The 18353-nt window shown below is 40.5% G+C and carries 17 protein-coding genes; 3 read left to right on the top strand and 14 right to left on the bottom strand.

From position 1 onward, the window contains the following. Window position 1 precedes the first annotated feature (1 nt). The 11 genes from fabG to V1L66_RS10950 form a co-directional block, all read right to left on the bottom strand. Complete coding sequence (fabG, locus tag V1L66_RS11000) at window positions 2-733, bottom strand: 3-oxoacyl-ACP reductase FabG (protein ID WP_258859644.1); 732 nt, start codon at window positions 731-733, stop codon at window positions 2-4. After that, window positions 717-1628 (bottom strand): alpha/beta fold hydrolase, encoded by a 912-nt coding sequence (locus V1L66_RS10995; protein WP_016992703.1) that lies wholly within the window; start codon window positions 1626-1628, stop codon window positions 717-719. Before V1L66_RS10995 ends, fabG begins: the two co-directional genes overlap by 17 nt. A 12-nt stretch (window positions 1629-1640) precedes the next feature. Then, complete coding sequence (locus tag V1L66_RS10990; protein WP_258859643.1) at window positions 1641-2645, bottom strand: 3-oxoacyl-ACP synthase; 1005 nt, start codon at window positions 2643-2645, stop codon at window positions 1641-1643. Beyond that, the gene (locus V1L66_RS10985) at window positions 2642-3658 is read right to left on the bottom strand and encodes a branched-chain amino acid ABC transporter permease (RefSeq protein WP_258859642.1); all 1017 of its coding nucleotides are present in this window, start codon (window positions 3656-3658) and stop codon (window positions 2642-2644) included. The genes V1L66_RS10990 and V1L66_RS10985 overlap by 4 nt, the downstream gene beginning before the upstream one ends. Beyond that, window positions 3655-4527, bottom strand: a complete 873-nt coding sequence (locus V1L66_RS10980) for a branched-chain amino acid ABC transporter permease (RefSeq protein ID WP_258859641.1) — start codon at window positions 4525-4527, stop codon at window positions 3655-3657. Before V1L66_RS10980 ends, V1L66_RS10985 begins: the two co-directional genes overlap by 4 nt. A 15-nt stretch (window positions 4528-4542) precedes the next feature. Beyond that, window positions 4543-5250 carry an ABC transporter ATP-binding protein gene (locus tag V1L66_RS10975; protein WP_258859640.1) on the bottom strand — a complete coding sequence of 236 codons (708 nt, stop codon included), beginning with the start codon at window positions 5248-5250 and terminating at the stop codon, window positions 4543-4545. Beyond that, window positions 5225-6001 (bottom strand): ABC transporter ATP-binding protein, encoded by a 777-nt coding sequence (locus V1L66_RS10970; RefSeq protein ID WP_258859639.1) that lies wholly within the window; start codon window positions 5999-6001, stop codon window positions 5225-5227. The genes V1L66_RS10975 and V1L66_RS10970 overlap by 26 nt, the downstream gene beginning before the upstream one ends. 60 nt (window positions 6002-6061) lie before the next feature. Beyond that, window positions 6062-7297, bottom strand: a complete 1236-nt coding sequence (locus V1L66_RS10965) for a substrate-binding domain-containing protein (protein ID WP_333004252.1) — start codon at window positions 7295-7297, stop codon at window positions 6062-6064. Window positions 7298-7744: 447 nt separating this feature from the next. Further along, window positions 7745-8278 carry a GNAT family N-acetyltransferase gene (locus tag V1L66_RS10960; protein WP_333004248.1) on the bottom strand — a complete coding sequence of 178 codons (534 nt, stop codon included), beginning with the start codon at window positions 8276-8278 and terminating at the stop codon, window positions 7745-7747. Window position 8279: 1 nt separating this feature from the next. Beyond that, on the bottom strand, window positions 8280-9098 hold the full coding sequence (locus V1L66_RS10955; protein WP_036079317.1) for an alpha/beta fold hydrolase: 819 nt from the start codon (window positions 9096-9098) through the stop codon (window positions 8280-8282). Window positions 9099-9436: 338 nt separating this feature from the next. Further along, entirely contained in the window at window positions 9437-12625 is a 3189-nt protein-coding gene (locus V1L66_RS10950) for a BTAD domain-containing putative transcriptional regulator (RefSeq protein ID WP_333004246.1), read from the bottom strand. A gap of 274 nt (window positions 12626-12899) precedes the next feature. On the opposite strand from V1L66_RS10950, the gene V1L66_RS10945 reads away from it, so the two are divergent. Further along, complete coding sequence (locus V1L66_RS10945; protein WP_333004244.1) at window positions 12900-13325, top strand: hypothetical protein; 426 nt, start codon at window positions 12900-12902, stop codon at window positions 13323-13325. A gap of 2 nt (window positions 13326-13327) precedes the next feature. Here V1L66_RS10945 and V1L66_RS10940 read toward each other — a convergent pair whose 3' ends face one another. Beyond that, a complete protein-coding gene (locus tag V1L66_RS10940; protein WP_036079320.1) occupies window positions 13328-14308 on the bottom strand; it encodes a diaminopimelate dehydrogenase in 981 nt (326 codons plus the stop codon). A 284-nt stretch (window positions 14309-14592) separates the two neighbouring features. On the opposite strand from V1L66_RS10940, the gene V1L66_RS10935 reads away from it, so the two are divergent. Next, a complete protein-coding gene (locus V1L66_RS10935; RefSeq protein WP_333004243.1) occupies window positions 14593-14904 on the top strand; it encodes a hypothetical protein in 312 nt (103 codons plus the stop codon). Between the two features lie 118 nt (window positions 14905-15022). Here the strand turns inward: V1L66_RS10935 and yeiL are convergent, their stop codons facing one another. Further along, window positions 15023-15685: a transcriptional regulator YeiL gene (yeiL, locus tag V1L66_RS10930; RefSeq protein WP_216486804.1), complete on the bottom strand. Its 663-nt coding sequence runs from the start codon at window positions 15683-15685 to the stop codon at window positions 15023-15025. Between the two features lie 99 nt (window positions 15686-15784). Here yeiL and V1L66_RS10925 point away from each other — a divergent pair, with 99 nt between their 5' ends. Then, complete coding sequence (locus tag V1L66_RS10925; RefSeq protein ID WP_258859632.1) at window positions 15785-16936, top strand: MFS transporter; 1152 nt, start codon at window positions 15785-15787, stop codon at window positions 16934-16936. Between the two features lie 36 nt (window positions 16937-16972). Here V1L66_RS10925 and V1L66_RS10920 read toward each other — a convergent pair whose 3' ends face one another. Further along, window positions 16973-18157 (bottom strand): oxalate decarboxylase family bicupin, encoded by a 1185-nt coding sequence (locus V1L66_RS10920; protein ID WP_258859631.1) that lies wholly within the window; start codon window positions 18155-18157, stop codon window positions 16973-16975. Window positions 18158-18353 lie beyond the last annotated feature (196 nt).

Here is an 18353-nt window from a genome sequence, read left to right as displayed (position 1 = left end):
ATCACATCATAATCGCGCCATCCACATGCAGAGTATGCCCATGAACGTAGGAGGCTTCCTCAGATGCTAAAAATAAATAGGCATTGGCAATATCTCGTGGTGTCCCTAAGCGTTGTAGGGGGACGATTGATCGCATTTGAGCCAAAATATTTTCAGGCATTTTTTTGACCATATCTGTTTCTGTAAAGCCAGGTGCCACTGCATTAACATTAATGCCCTTACGCCCTAACTCCTTCGCCCATGTTTTTGTCATACCAACAATCGCTGCTTTTGTCGCTGCATAATTGGTTTGACCAACATTGCCATATACCCCACTAACTGAGGATGTATTTATAATTTTCCCTTCACCAGCCGCTACCATATAGGGAATGACCTCCTGTGTACAATGAAAGACTCCTGTCAAATTGACATCTAGCACCTGCTGAAATTGATCCTCCGTCATTTTTGTCAGCATGGCGTCTCGTGTAATCCCCGCATTATTCACTAAAATATCAATGCGTCCTGCCTGTTCGATCACTGCCTTCACCAGCTGTTTAACGCTCTCTCTACTTGCAACATCTACTTGTATAAATACAGCATTTTCACCTAGTTGTTGTGCTGCAAGATTGCCTGCTTTGTCATCAAAATCGGCGATAAACACCGATGCCCCCTCCTCAATAAAACGCTCAGCAGCCGCATAGCCAATACCATTTGCAGCGCCTGTAATGATAGCCACTTTATTGTTCAAACGCATACTGTCTTCCTCCAATTTCTAAAAAGGCTTCAATTTCAGCTGTTAATTGTGCTAAATCATCGATCAACGGTGAATGCCCACAATCTTTTAGGCTTACAAACTGTGCTGTTTTGCCCAAATCATGTAATAACTCTGCATTCATTTCCTCCGTAATCACCAAATCACGATCCCCTCGTAGCACTAAAATTGGGATATGAAGCAACATGGCCTCCCGAGAGCCTTTTACCACATCATTGTCAACAGCACTTATATTAAATGTATTGAGCGCATGATATACTTCTGCTAAATTGCGCTGTGTAAGCATATCCTCTACATATTCTTGATATTTTCCCTCGTTTGGTCGATGGTGCGTATAAATTAATGCATTCCATATAGACTGTAAGCCTTCCGCATTTTTTGCATCGTAGTAGCCTTGAATAAGCTTTGTTTTGGATGTATCCACCAATACCTCCTCATAATGATAGGCTCGCTTAAAGGAGGCTGGATTGCCTGTTCCTAAATCCGTGTAAAATGGATAGCCACGTGTAGAAGCAGACGCAAGTAAAATCAGCCGTTGACAGTGTCCTGGATAATTTGCTGCAAACTGCATACAGACAGCTCCACCTGTTGACCAGCCAATCATATCAAAGCTTTGCAGTTGGAGTGCATCCACAAATAGCTTGACATCATCACTAAAATCTTTAATCGCAGTGATTGGCTTAAGATAGGATGATTCACCAAAACCACGTAAATCTAGCGCGTAAATGGTATATTTCTCGTCTAAAGCATCCATCAGAATATCCCAATGCTTAGAAGATGTCATATTGCCATGTACCAACACTAAAGGATGACCTCCACCTGATCGCTTGCGATAGGCCATTGTTTCTCCATTTGCTAGTTGAATCGTTTTTACCATGCCATTTCCCCCTTATCCCCAACGTATTGTGATAGCTCCCCATACATAGCCAATGCCGGCACTAACAAGCGTCACAATATCGCCTGCTTGCAGTTGATGTTGCTCCTGTGCTAGCTGTAGAGACAAAATTTGATCGATCTGACCAATATGTCCATAGTCTTGCAAATAAATAGACTGCTCCTGCTGTAAGCCAAGCTCCGCTAAAATATAATCATGTGCAGATCGTTTCATATGCAGCATCACTAAATAATTGAGCTGTTCCTCACTGTATCCACTTTTCGCTAAAGAACTGCGAATGACCTTCAAGAAATTACTTAAAGATTTTTGTTCTAGCCGCTCCTTCATCCCAATGGGGTCCAAAACGTCAAGCTTATATAAATTTTCGGTTAAATGAGATGGAGTTAATGGATTTTTCGTTCCTCCAACTGGGACGACTACATCCTCTGAGAAAGAACCATCCGTTATAATATCTGCCTCTAGTAGCAGATTTTTTTCATAGTTTTTTTGTAATAACATGGCGCCTCCACCTGCGCCCAAATTGTACATAAAACGCGTTCGTGGATTGCTGTAATCAATAAAATCAACATTGCGATAACCACCTGCTAACAGAATGGTTTGTATCTTGTCATCTGAGGCCATTAAGCTTTTCGCCACCTTCAATGCCATGATTGTTGTGCCACAGCGTAATTGCACATCAAATGCCCAAGCATTAACTGCACCTAGCTCCTCCTGCATTTTAATGGAGGCTGTCCAGAGTGGATATTCCTTATGCTCCTCCCCCATATAAATGACAACATCAATATCCTTGGGGTCTATATTTGCCTTTTGAATCGCCTCCTGTGCTGCCCAGATACCCATTTGCACTGTATGATCAGACTTATCAGGGATTGGCTTTTCATGGATGCCCATTTTTTGACGGATAATGTCCTCAGGAATATTGGAAAGAGCCGCAATGTCCTGCGATGTCATCTTTTGTTGAGGTAGATAAATACCTGTACTAACAATACCAACTGTCATTCAAATCGCTCCTTTTCCTGTGGCTGGGGACCTGTCGTTTTTTGTTGCTTTAGCCTTCCTCGCCACTTCCAAAAGAGCAGTCTTAGTGAGCCAATAATACCTTTTGGGAAGAAGATAACAGCTAAAATATAGAGAATCCCAAAGAAGATAATCCAACGTTCGAAAATAGGATAATCTCGTGCAAGCCCTGACAGTGCATGCTGCGCATATTCGATGACTGCCGAGCCTAATAGCGGTCCCACTAAAGTACCAACCCCACCGATAATCGTCATTAACAATGCATCCAGCGTAATATCCATTGCCATGACACTTGTGTTGACGAAGCGTAATGATACTGCATATAAGGAGCCTGCAAAACTCGCTACAATGCCTGCCACAACAGAGGCAATGACTTTGTAGTGCAACGTATTAAAGCCTAAGGATTTCGTCCTTTGTTCATTTTCACGAACGGCAATTAAAATACGACCTGTAGGCGAATGAACAAAGCGATAGAGCGCTAAAAAGATAACAACTAAGCTTGCTAGCACAAAGAAATAGAAGGTCATTCGATCTCTAAATAAATCAGGTGCTCTGAATGTAAAGCCATCATTGCCATGTGTGACAGAGCGCCACTTTTCAGCTAATACTAAAAATAACCCCGAGAAGGCTAGCGTCAGCATCGCAAAAAAATGACTTTTTAAGCGCAAGGTCAATAAACCTACTAAAAAACTAATGAAGCCTGCTAGTATCATGCCAATCACGATAGACAGTACAAAGATCAAGAGAGTGTTATCCATCTGCTTAAGCATGACTGCTGTTGTATAGGCACCAATGCCGAAAAACATGGCGTGCCCAAAGGAGACGATGCCTGTATAGCCTAGTAAAATATCATAGCTCATTGCCAATATCCCAAATATAAAGATTTGTGTGAGTAAAATAAGTAGTGTTCTTGAATCATTGACAAAAGGAAGGATAATAAAAATGGCAAGTAACAGGAAAAATGCGAAAGAGCGTAAGGATATTTTCTTATTCATGATGTTCGCTCCCTTCGCATCGCAAACAGCCCCTGTGGACGGAAAATTAAAACGATGGCCATTAAAATCATATTGACCGCCAGTGACAGCACAGGGACATAATAAGCCATAAAGCTACCTGCAAGCCCCACTAAAATCGCTGCAAGCAAGGAGCCAGAAAAGCTACCCATGCCGCCAATTACCACGACAATAAAGCCTAAAATAGCATACTCCATGCCCATTTCTGCATAGATCACACCTGAATAGGGAGCCATCAGCATTCCACTTAGTGCCGCCAAAGCTGCACCCACCATAAAGACGTATAAAAAAACACGCTTAATATGAATACCGAGAGCCTGCGCCATTTCCTTATCCTGCACACCAGCGCGAACGATCAAGCCAATCTTTGTGCGCTTCAGCATGTATTGGAAAATGCCAAAAATCACAAACCCTATGACAATAATAAATAAACGATATTTAATGATGATCACATCACCAATTTCCCAGCTTCCTGCTAAATAACTCGGTGTTTTCACTGCCACCCCATTTGGGCCAAAGACCACCTTAATAAGCTCCTGTAAAACGAGCATTAGCCCTAAGGTAATTAAAATTTGCTGAATATGATTGCCGTAAACAGGTGTAATAATGAATTTCTCTGTCAGCAGTCCAAGCAACGCTCCAGTCACAATCGCGCCTATAATCCCAACGATAAAACTTTCTGTCAACATATAGGTAAAGATGCCCGCATAGGCCCCCCAAACAAATAACCCACCATGTGCAAAATTTAATACATCCATTAAACCGAAAATTAATGTCAAGCCAGCTGCTAGTAGAAAAATTAACATCCCAGTGGCCAAGCCATTAATGATTAAATTGACCAATAGCTCCAATGATAGTCACCCCCTCTATCCAATGCCAAGATACTTGCGTTTTAGCTCTTCATCATAAATCAAATCCTGCATACTGCCTGAATTTACTGTTCTACCATCATCGATTAATGTATAGGTATCACCAATTCGACTAGCCATTATAAAGTTTTGCTCCACTAGAACAATGGACGTTTTCTTTTTCATTTCCACAATCGCTTCCATCACTTTTTCTACCACAATAGGTGCAAGTCCCTTGGAAGGTTCATCTATCAAGATTAATTGGCTATCATTGATAAAGGCTCTTGCCATGGACAGCATTTGCTTTTGACCACCCGATAAATGCCCACCAGCCTTTTTCCAAAACTTCTTTAAGTCAGGAAACAGCTCTAGCACATATTGCTGTCGCTCTAATGTGGCTGTATCCTCCTTGCGCATCGCTACCTTCATGTTTTCCTCTACCGTTAAATCTGCAAAAATCCCTTGATTTTCAGGTACATAGCCGATTCCTAATTTCGCCACCTTATAGGTAGGGCTTTTTTTAATCGATTGGGAGCGAAAGGCAATGTCACCCTTTGTTGCAGGCGTTAAACCTATTATTGTTTTCAGGGTGGTCGTTTTCCCTGCGCCATTGCGTCCGAGCAGAACAGTAACCTGCCCCTCCTTCGCTTCAAAATTAACGCCCTGCAAAATATGATATTGACCAATATGCGTGTGCACCTCATTTAATGTCAGTAAGGTGGTCATCGTACAGCCCTCCTAAATATGCATGTTGCACGGTATCATTATTCATAATTTCCTCTGGTGAGCCATCTGCTAATAGTTGACCATTGAACAACACCATAATAGAATCCGATAAATCCAAAATCATATCCATTTTGTGTTCAATGAGCAAAATGGTTTTATCCCCCTGCTGTTTTATGCTTCGAATAATTTCTAAAATCGTAGGTACTTCCTCTAATGACATCCCTGCAGTTGGTTCATCGAGCAGTAGAATTTCTGTATCTAACGCGAGTAGCATGGCAATCTCAAGCTTTCTTTTCTCGCCGTGGGATAGCATTGTTGTCAGGGCATCTCGTTTATTGTCGAGTAACACAAGTGCCAATAACTCCTCCGCTTTGTCCGTAATCGCCTGATAGCTTTTATAATGGCGGAATAGCTGATACCGAATTCTCTCCTTGGATTGGACGGCTAAACGAACATTTTCGAGAACTGTTAAGTTTGGAAAAACATTGGTAATCTGAAAAGATCGTCCCAATCCCATTCGAGTTCTTTCAATGGCCGATTTTTGGGCAAGTGATTGCCCTTTAAAATAAACATCACCCGCAGTTGGCTTTAGCTCTCCACTAATCAAATTAAAGAAGGTTGTTTTCCCAGCACCATTCGGCCCAATAATGGACTTTAAATGCTTCTCAGGCATTTGAAAATTAACGCCATCCACAGCCGTATGTCCCCCAAAACGAATTGTTAAATTATCTGTATATAATATAGACTCCATTCTCTACTCCCTTCCTTCTCACGTTTATGTAGAGAGACAGCCATGCTGCCTCTCAATTCTTTAATTCATAACGGGAGGTGCTGTTTCTTCAGGGCTAAGCTCCCGAATAAGTACTGGTACGGGATAATCCACACCATCTTGTTGCTCTAAGCGAATCGAATACATGGATTGTAGAGCCTGGTGATCCTCTTCACGGAATGTCATCTTCCCTTTTGGTGTTTCAAAGGACATACCCTCCATAACGTCAATTAACTTGTTTGCGTCTGCATCCCCATCTGATTGTTTCAATGCCTCCACAATCGCAATCGCCGCAGACATGCCGCCAGGCGTAAATAAATCGGGCACTTCATTGAAACGCTTTTGATGTTCATCTACTAACCATTGATTGACATCATTTTGAGGAAGTGTATGATAATACACCGAGAAGCCTTCCATCCCAACCAATGGATTCATAAATTGAAGCGCAATAATATCCGGTGCACCCGTCGAAATTTTAATGCCCTTTTCTTGAATTTTAAGATCTGCAATTTGATTCCATGGTGAATTCGCCCCTGCCCAGACCACAAACAAATAGTCTGGCTTCGCATCAATCACCTTTTGCAAATTAGAAGTAAAGTCTGTTGCCGCAGGATCGGCATACTCCTCTAGTACAATTTCAGCCCCTAATTTCTCCGCTGCCGTTTTAAAGGCATTCACACCATCCCAGCCAAACGAATAATCTGGCGCAAAGGTAGCAATCTTTACACCTTTGCCTGCAATAGCCGCTGCTGCCGCATAGGCATCCTGTGATGAATTACGCCCCGTACGGAAAATATACTCATTGAACTCTGAACCTGTAATACTGTCAGCCACTGCAGGCTCTACCACCATAATTTTTTCATACTCCTCGGCAAGTGGTAGAACAGCGAGCGTATCACCCGAGCTTGAAGAGCCGACTAAAAAATCAACCTGATCATCTTCTAAAAGCTTTGTCGCTTTTTGCACAGCCACCTCTGGCTTTGTCTCCGTATCCTCATATACAATTTCTATTTTCTTACCATTGACCTCCATCGTGCCGCCTGTTGCATACTCAATTCCTAAATCAAATCCTCGCTGCGTCTGCTTCCCATATGACTCAAGCGCCCCAGTTAACGAGGCAAGCACACCAATCTTAATTGTGCCGCCTTCCGCAGTGACCGCCTTCGTCTCTCCATCAGAAGAATCCGCTTCCGTTGCACCCTCTTTCGTTTCCCCATTACAAGCCACCAACACCACAGCCAACATCACTAAAAGCAACCAATACCACTGCTTCCTCATCCCATATCCCCCTTTAAAATAAGCTCCCTAGAAAGCGCTTTCTTGCTATGACAACACTATATAAAAGTCCAGTTACAAATTAGTTACAAGCTAGATGGCTCAAATATGAACCACCTGGCTCTGTCCCGAAAGTGATAAAAGTGGGAAACCAAATCTATTTCTATCATCCAAGATAGCGAAGCAGAACGGCAACTAAACAATATTTCTCAAAACAAAAAGCAAGAATGTTTAGAAATCAACATTCTTGCTTTTTTAGAGTCCACATTTATTTTTTCTTATAATTCGCTTCTAATTCTTAGCTACATTTAATTGCATTGATACATCCAAATTGCTTTTTTCCGACAATTGTAGATGTGTTTGCGGATTCGGCCAATTTACAAAAAAATTCCTTCAACATATCCATTTAAGATGGAATACTGCATAGCTGTACCCCTAAAATCGTACGCTTTATGATGGCCATTCCTGTTTCAACATACTATACAATAATGAATCTCGCCAAACGCCATCTTTCATTAGCATGTTTTCACGTAATATTCCTTCCTTTGACATTCCTATTTTCTCTAATACTTTGGATGACCCAATATTTCGAGGGTCGCAGGTTGCATAAATACGATGGAGCTTTAATGTTTCAAAGCCGAAAGTCATCACCAATTTCGCACTCTGCGTTGCTATTCCCTTTCCCCAATAATCAGGATTCACAATATAGCCAATTTCCCCGACTTCATTTGCAAAATCCCTAATCATGATTTCGACCGCACCTATTAACGTATCTTGATAAATAATAGCAAAAACATATCTTTCCCTTGGTGTTTGAGTTGCTTCTTCGAGAGCATCCTGAATAAATTCTTTTGTATCCTCTTCTGAATTTGGTCCCCATGTTTGATACCTGCAAACAACCTTCTGGGAGGCATATTTATGTACATCAACCCAGTCTTGCTGCCTGAATTCTCTTAAAAATAATATATCATTTGCAAGTATCATTTTAATTCATCTCTCCCTCTACACGATTCAACCATTCATTCATCAGCTCGGTAAACAATTCAGGTTGTTCGATCTGCAAATTGTGACCAGCACTATCTAAGATTGCAAAGGTTGCTCTGGGGAACTTCTCTAGAATGGAAAAGGCGTCCTTATAGCCAACAACAGAATCTTGTTTACCAAGCAAAAAGAGACTTGGCTTATCAAAGGATTTTTCGTCAACGGCAAATGAAAATCCGTAGCTTTGTTGAATTTTTTCTAAAAATGCCTGATCCGCTAGATTACACCCTGCCAACACCTCTGTTGAATAACGCTCCCAATTATAGGCATCTAAGACAACTTGATGAGACATAAAATCATCTTGCTCCTGCTGACTTAATGTTGATAAAAAAGCAGTGTCTGCTTGTACAATACAATGCGGTGGCACCGTACGTTGTTCTTTTTCAGGAATGATGAGGGGACAAATAAAGGCAGTACCTAAAAGTTGATCCACTGATTTCCTCATAATACCGCGCGCTAAATAGCCACCATAAGATTCACCAACCAACAGGTACGATTCTTGTGGAATGATTGTGTGTATCAATTCGGTAATCGCTTCTAGCATTTCATCCGAGTTTTGAATTGATGAATAGTCTGTTGTCTTTCCCATTCCCGGAAGATCCAGATAAATACGTTTCCACCCTTCACGTTCTTTAAAAACAGGCTCCATACAGCCCTTCATCAAACGATGATCAGGAGAAAAACCATGTAGCATGATGATAGGTATCCCTGTTCCAATTATTTCATAGTAAATATTCGCTTTTTTCGTCTGACAAAATGGCATTGTTGTTCCTCCAGATAGGTTACATTTTTTTATAGTTTATATAGACTACGCCACTGTTGGAGCGGGTTGCCCACTTTGACGCTACTTAGGAGCAGCTCTACTCTCAGTTTGAGCGCTTTGTCTTCACTTAGGAGCGACTCTACTCATAGTTAGAGCGCTTTGTCTTCACTTAGGAGCGACTCTACTCATAGTTAGAGCGCTTTATCTTTTCTTAGGAGCGGCTCTTCCCTTAGTTAGAGCGCTTTGTCTACTCTTAGGAGCGGTCCTCCCCTCAATAGGAGCACTTTTATATTACTTAGGAGCAGTTGAATCACTTCGCTTAGCCTAAACAACATCGGCTAACCCATTATCAAATCATAGACCGTCATGGTGGATTCCATCGGGGTTGTGTTTAGCTCCTGTTGTAATTGTTGGACACATTTTTCATACCATTTTAAGGCCAGGGAGCGGTTTTGGAGTTGGTAGTGGCTGTACATGAGCAGGCGATACGCTTCCTCCCAGAGTGCATCTTCGCGTAACATCTTTTCTGCGAAAAAAATGGCTTTTTTATATTGCTGTTGTCTTGTTGCATTTTGTGCTAGTCGTTCCAAGACTTCGATATATAAAAATTGTAGCTTTTCACGGTCCTGCGTTAGCCAATCGATTTGCTTTTTTTCCGCATAGAGCGCATCCGTATAGCTCGCTTCCGCTAATAAGAGCCACTCATTGGACAGCTGTGGATCAAATTCCTCCATTCCTAAGCTGTAATAATAGTGAAAGCGTTCAACATCAATTTGAAGAAAAGCAAGATTTTGTAATTGATACATATTATTTTTCCGCTGTATGAAAAAGCTATCTTGTCTTGCATGACGTTGTGGCTCCAATACTTTAAGTAACGTATTTAACACCACCTTAAAATCTCGATCTAAGGACTCGACACTGCGATCGGGCCATAATGCCTGTGCAATTTCTTCCTTTGGAGTAAAGCGATGGCGATGACAGTAGAGGTACACGAATAATTCCTTCGATTTATCACGTTGCCATTCTTTGTCTTCCAGCTTTCGTTGTGTACGAATTAAATTTAAACTCCCAAAAAGATTCATCTGTACTTCATCATGCGGATAACTGATGCCATCCTCGACCTGAAAATAACTTTGCAATGCTATGATAGACGGATGCTCCATTTGGCATTTTTGACTAAATTGCAATAGCTCGTAAAAAATCATTCGATTGCTCGGACCCAGTATCGTTGGCCTTTGTAAGAAGTATTCATAGCCATTTGAAACAACTAGTTGTGCAAACTGTTGAAAATACTGCTGAAACGGCTTCTTATTACACTCTTGCATGGCAATTACTGATTGATAAAATACTACGTGCATCAAGCCATTGCGATCACCGCACTCCTGAAATAGTTGCTGTGTCTTCTTTAATAATTGCTTTGCTCGCCCTATTTCTTGCTCAGAAAGTATAATTTTTACTTCTGCTAAAAGAATAAGCGCAGTCATCCAAGCATCTTGAACTTGCTCCGTTTCCTGTAAGCCCAGTGCTAAATATTTCTTAGCCGCTACCATATCACCTAACAAATGTTTGACAATGGCTAACCCCATATATGGCTCCGCCTTCACACGAGAAATATTAATAGCATTCATGAGGGTCAACGCTTTTTCATAGGCTTGACATGCCCCATAATGATCTGGGAAATCCATTAACAGCAGGGCATGAGCCTTTCTGATATAGCCAACCGCCTCTATGAAAATAGACTTCTCTTTTAATCCTCTTCGAATGCCATGCTGGGCAGCATACCAGGCTTCTTTGCCTTGACCTAACAGTGCATAAACGAAAGCTGCCAGCAGTTCACTTTCTCGATGGGTTGAAACAAGCTGAGGCGGTAATTCAAGTCGCTGCGCTAATAACTCCTTGGCCTCCCGTAGTTGTCCTGTTCGTAGTAAAACACGTACATCAACATTTGCTCGCTGTATGACATCCGCTGGCAATGCGACGTCCTCTATAAAGAGCTGTGCACCCTTGGCCTTCCCTAGATTCACTAAATTTTCAGCGTATTGCCGTTGAAGTTCTAGTAATTCCTCTTTGCGCAATGGTGTATGTTTCGCTAGCTCTAATGCTTTCTCGAGGTATGGCTCTGCTAAAGCAGGTTGAATGGTGTCTAAGTAAATATGAGCTATCCCAGCTTGAGACTTTGTCATAAATAGGTGATCCCGCTGCTTCTGTGCGAGGATTGCACATTTTTCATAGGATTGTTTCGCTTTTTCATAATAAGCTCGGTAGCGATGACATTCACCTTCAAAATAATTTAATTTATAAAATTTATCTTTTTCCTGTACAGTGAATCGATTGATTTTATCTAGCAACCATTCAAATTGACCAGCCCGTACGATTGATTCTGCATGAAGCTGTAGGAGCTCTCCGCAAAAATGATGATCATTCGTTTTAAAGGCATGATACAGGACAGCTTGAATATTTTGATGTTCTACATAATACAATGCTGCTTGTTTATGAAGGTCCGCATGTTGTGTTGGATACTGTCGCCATTTCATTTCTAAAAATCGACTAAACAATGCATGAAAACGATAGAAGCCATCTGTTGTCACAGGTTGGATAAATAAATGACGCTGAGTTAATGCATTCAGCATTTGCGCAATCTCAGCGCCATAAAACGCTTCCAATAGCTCCGCAGAAAAGGTCGGAAAAATCGCTAATTTTAAGATCGTCTCCTGCTCAGTAGCAGTCATCCTACTATAAACTTCCTCTGATAAATAGGTGAATAGCTCATTTGTGGGAATCGTCAGCCAATGATCTAGCGAAGCATGATGCCATTGCTCTGCCAATAAGGAAATGCTAATGGCCCACCCTTCAGTGATCTCTAATACTTTTTTCATTTCAGCCTCGGATAAATGTACATCTACATATTCTTCAAAAAACACTGCAATCTCCTCAGTTGAAAATGCCAGTTCGTCCTCTTTTATAACGAGCCATCTTTTTTGTAGCTTTAATTTCCTCATAATATCCCAATTGGGTAGTGTTCTGGAAGCCAAAATAAAATGAATGCTGGGTGGAGCAAATTCAATGATTTTTTCCATGAAATAATTAATAGGAAAAACATGATCTACTAGGTGAAAGTCGTCAATCACGATGAGAAGAGGCTCGTCTATATCGCAGAGGCAATTGACAAAAAGCTTATACCATCGATTGAGCTCATCCATTTTTGGAAAGCGCGATAATTGATTCCACCCATCAAATGTATGACCAAAATTCGGTACGACGCGCTGTATACTAAAAAAGAGGTGCCTCAAAAAGGGTAATAAATTATCATCTTCATCAGAAATACTATACCAAGAAAACGTACTTGATTCGGTTGCAAGAAATTGAGTTAGAATGGTTGTTTTACCGTACCCTGCACCACTATGCAAGAAAGTACAAGTATGATGATGACTTTTCTTTAACGTTCGCATTAGTGTTGCTCTATTAATACAATGCGTCGATGGATTGGGGGCCATACATTTTGATTGAATAATAATATCTGCTGTCATATAAACATAACCTCCATATTTTGTAAGGTTACAAAGATTTCTACAAAAATTCAGATTATTAAATTATTGACAGTTTACCATATTTTTTATGTATTTTTATAGGTTTAATCCCTCACTATTTTTTGTTATGGGAATAGAAGTAGAAATTAGTTTGCATTTTCTGTCTAATTTTAGTAATCCTTTTAATAGGAGCAGCTGTCTATAATTTGAGATATTGACCTCGAAACACTTTGTGATGTGCCTCGAACTCACCATCATAATGAGCGAATTAGCCATGCTTACACTGAACAAGAACGTCATTGAACTTAAATATAGAGATTATACGAGTTCCGATTTTAATGGACATTATTTTAAACTGCTTTACCGAGCGGAGGAAGTTGAGTGGAATATTGATATGTGGTTATTTTCAAATAGCCAAAAAGGGGCCATTTCTAAAGACTTAGTACCCTTTATGAAAAACCACTTAACAGAGGAAACTAGAAAAGCTATTCTCGATATAAAGGAAGCAATGATACATCTTCCTATACAATACGCCTCCATTTTTATTTATCAAGCTGTCTTAGAATTTGGTATTCGACATGTAGATGAATTTTTACAATGGACAAAACATCATTCCACAACTGTACCGTTTCATTGGCAAACACTTAGGCTTAAAAAATTCCCGATTATCAACTCTATGATAATCGGGATCATTCGTTAAGATTATAATAATTCTTTACGTAATTCAGCAGCTGATTTTGGCGAAAGTAGGCTGAATGGGATATCAAATACTGTTTTCGCCCCTTTATCACCCGCTTGACTTAAACGGTGTGCTGCACGTGCATAAGCCACTAATACGCTAGATGTAAAGTTTGGATTACTTTCCAGTTTTAATGAGAATTCGAGAATTTGTTTATCGTTTGCACCACTGTCACCACTGCGAATGACAAAACCACCATGTGGCATACCCGTATGATTTGCTTTAAATTCATCTTCCGAAATAAAGTTCACTGTTGTGTTATATTCATCGAAATAGTTAGGCATTGTGACAATTTCTTGTTCAACCTTTGTTGCATCTGCACCTTCTTCTAGCACAACCCAACATTCACGTGCATGTTTTTCACGTGTTGTTAATTCAGGGTTTTCACCGTTACGAACTCGCTCCACCGCTTCTTTAATCGGTAATGTGTATTGAACAGCATTTTTAACACCTTCGATACGACGGACAGCATCTGAGTGTCCTTGACTTAAGCCATCGCCCCAGAATGTATATGTTGTACCAACTGGTAATACTGATTCTCCTAATAGACGATTTAAAGAGAATAGACCTGGATCCCAACCAACTGAGATAACAGATACTTTACCAGATTTTTGTGCCGCTGCATCTACAGCATCGAAAAATTCAGGAATTTTCGCATGTGTATCGAAGCTATCAATTGTATTAAACCATTGTGCAAAATGTGGACCTTGCTCTGGTAAATCTGTTGCAGAACCACCACATAAAATCATAACATCAATGTCGTTTTGGAATTTTTCAGCGTCATCTACTAAATATACGCTCGCATTGCTTGCTACGTTTACTGTCGAAGGATCACGTCGTGTGAACACCGCTACTAATTCCATATCTGGATTTTGTGAAATGGCATACTCCACACCACGTCCTAAATTTCCATATCCTACAATACCTACTCGAATTGCACTCATTAAAAATTCCTCCTAACGATTTCGCGACTTTGTGAAAACTTTCACGTTAAATCTAATTACAATAATACTTCGTGTTAGAAAAATTCACAATAGTTTGTGTATGAGTTTTTTTAAAAGAATATATATCAGTTTTCTATGGTTTTTATTCCATAATGGTATGAATACGGTTACAAATTACTAAATCTTCCATGAACCTTAAAGTTATTGTAAAAGCCTTGTAAATAACGGCTATTTTCCCATCTAGTCTTGTACAATAAATGTAACGACAAAAGGGGGCATGTTGAATGAAAGGTACTGGTTACTCATCAAGCACTGCATTGGCACAAGGAGAACTACTTGCATTCCATATGACACAAAACTCAATGAACAAGCATAGTAAAGCAATACAAAGTGGCAATAAGCCGCAAGGAGATTTTCCATCAAATAATCATTTATGTATCGGTGTTTTACCTTTTGACGTTTTAGAAAACATCCCTAACCTCTCCATCCAAAAAAACAAGGTAAATGAAGTGGACTTTTACCATAGTGGTAAGGATATCGCTCGCTGGTTAATTAAAAAAAGTGAATACAACAAAAATGGATTTGACTTCATCTAAAGAAGTCAAATCCATTTTCCTTATAAAACTGTAGCCATGTGTTTCTTAGCTGTCATAACTAAAAATAGGAAACACCGTGAAAAAATTAAAATAGGAAACCTTTATGGAATGGTTATTTTCATAGTATTTCCTGTGCAAGCTGGGCTAGACGGGTTTTATCAATAATTTGATAGCCCGTCTTACGCTTTTCCAAAATCCTCTCTTCACAAAACTGTGCCAAGACATATAACAAATGGCGATAGGAGACCCCTAAATACTCACAGATTTCCGTATGCTTTTCCTTGTAGACACCTTGGTCGGCAGATAATTGGATAAAGGCTGCTAAGCGATTTTCCAACGGATAGGCCTGATTTTGTGTATATTTAGATGTCATTTTTGTCGCTTTTTCCCCTAAAAATACACAAAGTCTACGTAAAAACAAGGCATCTGCAAGTAACTTCTCCTTACATGACTGTGTAATTGAATAGCAAATTGTTTTGGTGACGGTTTGTATCCCCTTTGTATACCTAGCCTCATTTAATAATTCAATTTCCCCCATAAAAAGAGGAGCTTCTAGGTATTCAATAAGCGAAACCTTCCCATTTTTATGTGTCATATAGAGCTTCGCCTTTCCTTCTATCATGTAATACACTGTGTCTGGAAAGGAGCCTTCCTGGAAGATCCACTCACCCTTGTCAAACTGACGGACTTCTAAATAGGGATTGATATCAAATGAGAAAAAATCATCGATCGGATATTTTTCAAGATAATGGGTACGAGCTTCAGCTGTTAAAATATGCATTTTTTTCTCTCTCTCCTATAAAAAATATGAGATATCTCACATTATTGTAGCGATGAACATGCTATTATTCAACATAGTTAATGGAGGTACGAAAATTATATGAACAATCAACGATGGCTTTCTCAGAATTTCTTTACATTTTTTATCACGTGGGGCATTTTCTTACCCTACTGGACAGGTTGGCTGGTGGATGCCAAACATCTAACCGTCTCGCAGGCAAGTGTAGTGATGGGCTGTGGGCTACTAGCTCGTGCCACATCCAATCTTTTCTTCTTCCCAACACTTGCAAAATATGTACACAATAAACGACTCATTACAATTTTAGCAATAGGCTCGCTGCTTACAGCCTTGCTCTATATTCCAAGTACAGGCTTTACAGCATTATTAATTGTGACTATTTTATTTAGTGTTTTTTACCCAGCGCTATTACCTGCTGTGGAAAGCAGTGCAGCTACGCTTGTCCAATATGGTAATATTCATTATGGTAAAAGCCGTTCCTATGGTTCATTTGGCTTTGTCATCGCTGTATTAATTATTAGTATGCTAACAGGCGTTTTTGGAAAGAACATCATCTTTTGGAGCATGATTATAGGGTTGATGGGCATGTTACTTATGCAGCAATTAGCAACACCAAAGGAATTACTCGTAGTACCAACAAAAGAACAGCGTGCAAAATCATTGTCGATGAAAACACTATGGACGATCAAAGGCTTCCCGATTGTTTTATTCATCGTGATCTTGCTACAGGGAGCACATGCCTCCTATTATAGCTACGGTTATATTTATTTAGAAGATTTACAGGTTGATCCATTCTATATGGGTATGATTATTAATATCGCTGTTATTTGCGAAATTCTTTACTTTATGAAGGCTGATACGTTATTGACGAAATGGCGCTCATCATCCTTATTACTCTTAGCAGCGAGCGGCTCTTCCTTACGTTGGTTACTTATCTTTATGTTCCCAAATGTCTGGGTATTTATCGCTTCGCAAACCTTGCATGCATTATCCTTTGCTTTAGCACATTTTGCCTTTATTCGCTACTTAACAAAAGCGCTACCAAAGGAACAAATCCCCAATGCACAGGGGTTATACTCTGCATTAGCTATGGGCTTAAGTACCGCCATCCTGACGTTTTTAGGTGGCTATTTATACGAAATATCGCCAGGTCTGTCCTTCGCAGCCATGCTCATTTGTACAATACCAGCCATCGCTATTTTGCTCCTGACACGCAAAAAATATCAATATTAAACTAAAAGCAGGCGAGAACATCCTCACCTGCTTTGATTATTTCGGATAATAGGAAAAACCAGGATATTTCACTACTGGCCATTTTTCTTTTCTGAGTGCCTCTAGCAGCTCAGGACCGACCTGCAAATTACTTTGCACCAATTCTGTCGGAGTTAAGGCCATCCATTGATTTAAGGACACATCTTGGAATCGATCACTTTTAAACATTTCTAAAAACCATAATGGCTCTGTTCCAGTATTTTCAATATAATGTCCCGTGGCAAATGGTACATAGCCAACATCTCCCGCCCGATAATCAAATGTTCGAGCCGTTCCATTTCCTGTGAAAACTGTCATACGTCCTTTTCCTTGCAGATAATATTGCCATTCATCGTTGTTCGGATGCCAATGCAACTCCCGCATCGCCCCTGGCTCAATTTCCACCAGTGCAGCCGCGATATTTTTAGAGATTGGGAAATTAGTCGAATCGACAATGCGCACACTTCCTCCAGGTGTTTTCAATGGTGGCTGTGCCAAGAGACGATGTTTAAAGGTTTGCGGAACCTCCCCATAAGGAGATTGCACTTTCTGTGATTCGATAGGACCTGGCACTCGATCCTGATAAATATACACTTGTTCACCCGGAATGTGATCGAAAGCATGAATAGGAACTCCAAAATTCGCTGATAACACTTCTTTTGGCGTATGAGCAAACCAATCCGAGATAGACAGTGTATTCAGATCAGAGAAATGCCCATCATCAAATACTAATAAAAATTCGCAGCCGTCCTCAAGCCCTTGAATGGAATGAGGTATGCCAGGTGGAAAATACCATAAATCGCCTGGCCCCACATCCGCTATAAAGTTACAACCATTCTGATCGACAGCAGTAATACGAGCATGACCAAGCAGCATATACGACCACTCCGCCTGCTGATGCCAGTGTAGCTCACGTACGCCCCCCGGTGTCAAACTCATATTCACACCCGCCAAAGTCGTAGCAATCGGCAATTCACGAACCGTAATTTCCCGAGACCATCCACCTTGATTTAAGGTCATATGCGTGTCGGAAAACGAGAAACGCAAATTTGGAATCAAACCCGCATCGGTCGTTGGTGGCACCAGCATATCAGGATTTTCTAAATCCCTCATAACATCCCGTGGCCCCTTATCCACCCCTCCAGCCCCATCACCTCGAATAGGCTGAGGCACCTGAAAATAACCCGGTGGCAAATTCTCCAATCGTTCACCTCTTTATGTTCGTAATCAAACTAAAATACTTCTATTCTTCTAAAATGTATGGATACAATGCTCGGATTATTCACTTTCTTTTCTGCTGTTGAGATGAGTGACTGAGCGTGGATACTTGATTAAGAGAGGGCTTGCTATGTTGATCACTTCTCACTGAATTTGGAGCGGGTTTCTTACTTTTTTGATC

The organism is Lysinibacillus sp. IITD104, from assembly GCF_036698265.2.
Taxonomy (GTDB): Bacteria; Bacillota; Bacilli; order Bacillales_A; family Planococcaceae; genus Lysinibacillus; species Lysinibacillus boronitolerans.
The sequence above is the reverse complement of the archived record's forward strand: the minus strand, read 5'-3'. Positions and strand labels throughout refer to the sequence as shown.